General features: G+C 31.9%; 4 protein-coding genes. 1 reads left to right on the top strand and 3 read right to left on the bottom strand.

What is annotated here, in order from left to right; translation table 11 throughout:
- The 3 genes from ACOX6R_RS07725 to ACOX6R_RS07735 form a co-directional block, all read right to left on the bottom strand.
- Positions 1-472 (bottom strand): OB-fold nucleic acid binding domain-containing protein (locus ACOX6R_RS07725; protein ID WP_433448924.1); only part of this gene is annotated, 472 nt, incomplete at its 3' end.
- A 57-nt stretch (positions 473-529) separates the two neighbouring features.
- Entirely contained in the window at positions 530-2194 is a 1665-nt protein-coding gene (locus tag ACOX6R_RS07730; RefSeq protein ID WP_433448926.1) for a DAK2 domain-containing protein, read from the bottom strand.
- 14 nt (positions 2195-2208) lie between these two features.
- Positions 2209-2562, bottom strand: coding sequence for an Asp23/Gls24 family envelope stress response protein (locus ACOX6R_RS07735; protein ID WP_433448928.1), 354 nt, complete (start codon positions 2560-2562; stop codon positions 2209-2211).
- Between the two features lie 218 nt (positions 2563-2780).
- Between ACOX6R_RS07735 and rpmB the strand changes: the two genes are divergently transcribed.
- Positions 2781-2972, top strand: coding sequence for a 50S ribosomal protein L28 (gene rpmB / locus ACOX6R_RS07740; RefSeq protein ID WP_433448930.1), 192 nt, complete (start codon positions 2781-2783; stop codon positions 2970-2972).
- Positions 2973-2983: the final 11 nt, after the last annotated feature.

Raw genomic sequence — 2983 nt, forward strand, 5'->3', positions numbered from 1 at the left:
TATTTTTATTATAAAGACCATTTGTAAGTTTATAAATAGGAGCAATTCTACCTAGCTTACTAACTCGCTCAACTGGTTCAAACTCAGGGCTAGATATATTTATTCTGCCCTTAAAGAAGTCTGCCTTTCCATAAAATAAATAAGTTTTTCCTATAGTAATTTGATTTCTCAAAAATCTCGCATTAAAAAAAGTCACTACTGCTTCGCCAGTTTCATCTTCAGCAAGAAAACTTAAAATGCTAAGACCTCTTCTAATATTTCTATCTTGAAGTTTTGAAGTAATTTTTAATTTATAAGTGTTTTTTTCGCCTACAACTACTTGATTTATTTTTAAGACTCTAGAAGAATCCTCATATCTCTTTGGATAATATAATAGCAAGTCCTTAATCGTATAGATATCAAGTTTATGAAAAAGCTGGGCTCTCTTTGGCCCAACTTGCTTTAATTTTGTAATCTCGTCACTTAAATTCATAACTACCCCTATGTAAAAAGCCTAAAGACATGCTTTAGGCTTGATAAAATTTAAATTTTATTCTAAAGAGATGATATAGTAATAAATTGGTTGTTCTCCCCAGATTAAATCTACATCAATATCGTCATACTCATCTTCGAGCCTGTCTCTTAAATCTTCTGCATCTTCTTTTTTAACGTCTTTTCCGTAGTATAAAGTAACTAGGCAAATATCATCATTCATAAGATGTTTAACGGTATTAAATGTAACGTCTCCTATGTCAGTACCGCATTCAATAATATTTTTTGCAGATAGTCCAATTACATCATTTTCATGTACTTCTTTTCCGTTAATAGTAGTATCTCTTACAGCATAAGTTACAGATGCATCTATAATAGAGCTTAGAGCCTCATTCATCTGTTCTTCATTTTCTGATATTGAATTGTTTTCATTATACGCAAGTATAGCTGCTATTCCTTGTGGAACAGATTTTGATGGAATTACTATTACATTCCTATCGGATATATCTCGAGCTTGCTCAGCTGATAAAATTATATTGCTGTTATTTGGAATAATGAAAATAGTCTTGCCACCAACTTTATCAATTCCCTTTAAGAAATCTTCTGTAGATGGGTTCATTGTTTGTCCGCCAGAAACAACATAATCAACGCCTATTGATTTAAAAGTTTCTGTCATTCCCTTGCCCATAGAAACAGTAATAAAAGATACATCTTTTTCTTCTACTTTTTCTTCGGCCTCTTCTCTTTCTTTTGCCTCTCTAACTTCAGATTCATCGAAAAGAGTCTCCCTATGTTGGAATCTCATATTGTCAATTTTAATATCTTGAAGAAGTCCAAGCTCACATGCATATTGAAGAGCTATACCAGGATCATTTGTGTGAACGTGAACCTTAATAAGTCCAGTTCCTGATCCTCCAACAACTAATAGACAGTCACCAAGCGGTGAAAGCTTTTCTCTAAAAGCATCAATATCTTCATAATCTGTATTAATTATAAACTCTGTACAGTAACCATATTTAATATCAGTATTTGCTTTTTCAAACTTAATTTCAGCTTGAGCTTTCTTTTTCATCACTTCGTCGTCTTCTTGTTCTACAATTTTTTCACCCTTTAATATTTTAAGGGCTCCTTCAAGTAAAACTACAAGACCTTTACCACCAGCATCTACAACGCCAGCCTCTTTTAAAACATCAAGCTTATTAGGAGTATCATCAAGAGATCTATTTGCTTCCTTAAGAATATCCTCCATAAAAGGTATTATATCCTGATATTTCTTGTGATTTCTCCACGCAAACTCAGCAGTTTCTCTACCAACTGTAAGAATTGTACCTTCAATTGGCTTCATAACTGCCTTATAAGTTGTCTCACTAGCTTTCTTAAAAGCTTCTGTAAGTTCTATAATGCCAGCTTCTTCTACGCCATCTAATCCTTCCGCAAATCCTCTTAGAAGTTGTGAAAGAATTACACCACTATTTCCTCTTGCTCCCATTAGAGCTCCTCTAGAAGCTGCCGAAGCTACGTCCGCAACAGAGATTTTGCCTTCTAAATTATCAATTTGCTTAAGGGCAGATTTTGCAGTAAGACTCATATTAGTTCCTGTATCACCATCTGGTACAGGAAAAACATTTAATTTATTTACCTCATCCTTTTTAAAAATAAGATAATTGACAGCGCCTTTAAACATATCTTTTAATAAAGCACCATTTATTTTCTTAATTTCCAAAACCTAACCTCCAACTATTTAAGTCTAATGCCTTCTACTGATATCTCAATGTTGTCAACAGTAAGACCTGTTAAATCTTCGACATTATACTTAACTCTTTCAATAATATTTTCACAAACAGTAGAAATTTTTACTCCATATTCAAGTATGACATGAAGCTCAATATTAATTTGATTATCTTCTGTATTTACTTTAATTCCCTTCGATAAATTTTCAAATCTCAATAATTCAAAAATTCCATCAGTGGCATTTTTTGATGCCATTCCAACAATTCCATAGCTTTCCATAGCAGAAATTCCAACTATATTTGCTATTACATTATCATCTATAATTATATTACCAAGTTCACGATTTATGATTGCCGGCATTAGGGCACCTCCTTATCCATAATATTATATCAGAATACGCGACAAAATAACAGATTCTTATGTTTATGAATGTTTTACTTTCTTAATATATTTATCCAATTTAATTAAATTTAATTATACAAAATATAAATTTAATCGCTTAAAATATAAAAAAAGTTTGCATTTTTTCACAATTTTTGGTAAAATAATTGTTGCGTAATAACCAAAGGAGGTGCAGCATGGCAAAAAGATGTGAAATTTGTGGAAAAGAAAAAGTTTTTGGTAACAAAATCTCTTTCTCTCATTCTCGTTCTAATAGAAGTTGGGCTCCTAACATTAGAAGAGTTAAAGCTGTAGTAGACGGAACACCTAAAAGAATTAATGTATGTACTAGATGTTTAAGATCTGGTAAAGTTCAAAGAGCTATATAAATTTAGGGTCT

This window comes from Peptoniphilus sp. (assembly GCF_050943655.1).
In the GTDB taxonomy this organism is placed as follows: Bacteria; Bacillota; Clostridia; order Tissierellales; family Peptoniphilaceae; genus Peptoniphilus_A.

Bases quoted from the DNA above. Each gene is read 5' to 3' on its own strand.
- rpmB (WP_433448930.1), top strand. From the start codon at position 2,781: ATGGCAAAAAGATGTGAAATTTGTGGAAAAGAAAAAGTTTTTGGTAAC.
- ACOX6R_RS07735 (WP_433448928.1), bottom strand. From the start codon at position 2,562: ATGCCGGCAATCATAAATCGTGAACTTGGTAATATAATTATAGATGAT.